The sequence below is a fragment of the Ruegeria sp. AD9 genome (assembly GCF_056542305.1).
In genome coordinates this window covers 1-1545 of record NZ_JBQFZP010000056.1, presented here as the reverse complement: position 1 = coordinate 1545, position 1545 = coordinate 1, and the positions used below count along the sequence as shown (strand labels likewise).

The 1545-nt window shown below is 64.3% G+C and carries 2 protein-coding genes; both read right to left on the bottom strand.

All coding sequences use genetic code 11. The features are described from left to right. Nucleotides 1–33 precede the first annotated feature (33 nt). Nucleotides 34–315, bottom strand: a complete 282-nt coding sequence (locus tag ACR0AM_RS21560; RefSeq protein WP_480623997.1) for a hypothetical protein — start codon at nucleotides 313–315, stop codon at nucleotides 34–36. 6 nt (nucleotides 316–321) lie between these two features. Beyond that, a partial coding sequence (locus ACR0AM_RS21555) for an IS5 family transposase (protein WP_480623996.1) occupies nucleotides 322–1545 on the bottom strand: 1224 nt, incomplete at its 5' end.

The window sequence follows — 1545 nt, the reverse complement described above, 5'->3', positions numbered from 1 at the left end:
TGACCGGGTCTCCTCAAACCCGGCACGCTAGGACTATGCCGCCTCCGCCGCGCCGCCGTCGGTACTGTGCGGCTCGCCCGCCAGCAACTGCTTCAGCTGGTGGATCTGGCCGTGGCCCAGCATGTCGTGAATGCGCTCGGGATCCGCCTCGACCCGTTCCCGCACCAGGCGGAGCTGTTTCCGGCTGTAGCGGTCCAGCGGAACGATCAGCAGGTAGCCATCGCCTTTCTGGCCCGTCGACCAGGTGCGGACCGCGCCGGCCTCAGTGTCGTTGAGCTGATAAATGTGGCTGGCGAAGTAGTCGGCCCTGAACATATTGCTTTATGCCGCCGCGAGAGCGTGTCGTGGCCGCCGGCAGAGTGAGATCGCAGTCAGGGCGTCGAGTATCCTGCCCCAGATTTGAGGCCAAAGCTTTCTGATATGAGCCAGGATCAGGCGGATGTTGTGGCCGCAGCCGCACAGCACTGCGAAGATGGCATCGCCGAGGGTGCCCTTGAGCGGGCAGCGTCTGAGGCGACCTTCGGATTTCATGTGGCCGATGGTGGGCTCGATTGCGCTTCGCCGGCGGATCAACTTGCGAAGGACTGGTGTGACACCGCGCTTCTGGCCGCTGATAAACACCTGGCTCAAAGTCACGCCATGGCCGCGGTAGCCGCGGTCGACGAAGACCTGGGCGGGGCGGGTGTCGGTGAGGATTTCCACCTGCTCCAGCGCTTCGGCCAGAGTGTGGCCGTCGTAAGGGTTGCCGGGCAGCGACCGAATGCCGACCACAAAGCCCTCGTTCATCGTGGTGGCGACGCTGACCTTGCAGCCGAATTCGTAGCGTTTGTGGGCCTTGCCCTTGGAAATGCAGTCGACCGCGGGTTCGTGTAGCGCGTAGAGCTTGCCCTTGTCCTTCGGTTTTTGCCGCAGTAACCGGGCGGCAAGCTCCAGTTCATCGGCGATACGGGCCATGAGGCCGGGGTCGGCGACCTTCTCGAGTTGCCGCGCGATGTCGCGCATCACGCGGCCGGTATATCCTTTCAATCTTCTCAGTGCCTTGCGCATGCGCTTGAACTGCCGGGCATGGGCGTAGCGGCCGACCTGAGCCGCAAGCCTCGGAGCCAGACGCGCATAGCTCTGGCGGAGCTGTATCCCGGCCTCGCCGGCCAGCTTGACCAACCGTTGCCGGGCGCGTTCGTAGAGCCGAGCGTCGGTGGGATGGGCAATGTCTTTCTCCATCACCGTCGTGTCGACGATGACCCGCCCGACGCTCTTGTCATCTATCGCCCCGGCAGCCTTGCCGGCCTCGATGGTCTTGGTGAGCAGCCATTCGACACCCTCCTCGCCGATCCGTTTCCGCCACCGGGTCAGCGAAGACGGGTCGATCGGGGGGCGATGCTGAAAGAACACCTCGCCGCAGAAATGCTGGTAGTAGGGGTTCTCCACCCAACGCCGGACAACGGCCTCGTCAGACAGGTCATGGGCGTGCTGCAGATACAGAAGCCCGGCCACCAGCCGCGGCGATGTTGCCGGCCGACCGCGGTGCGACGGGAAAAACCCGGA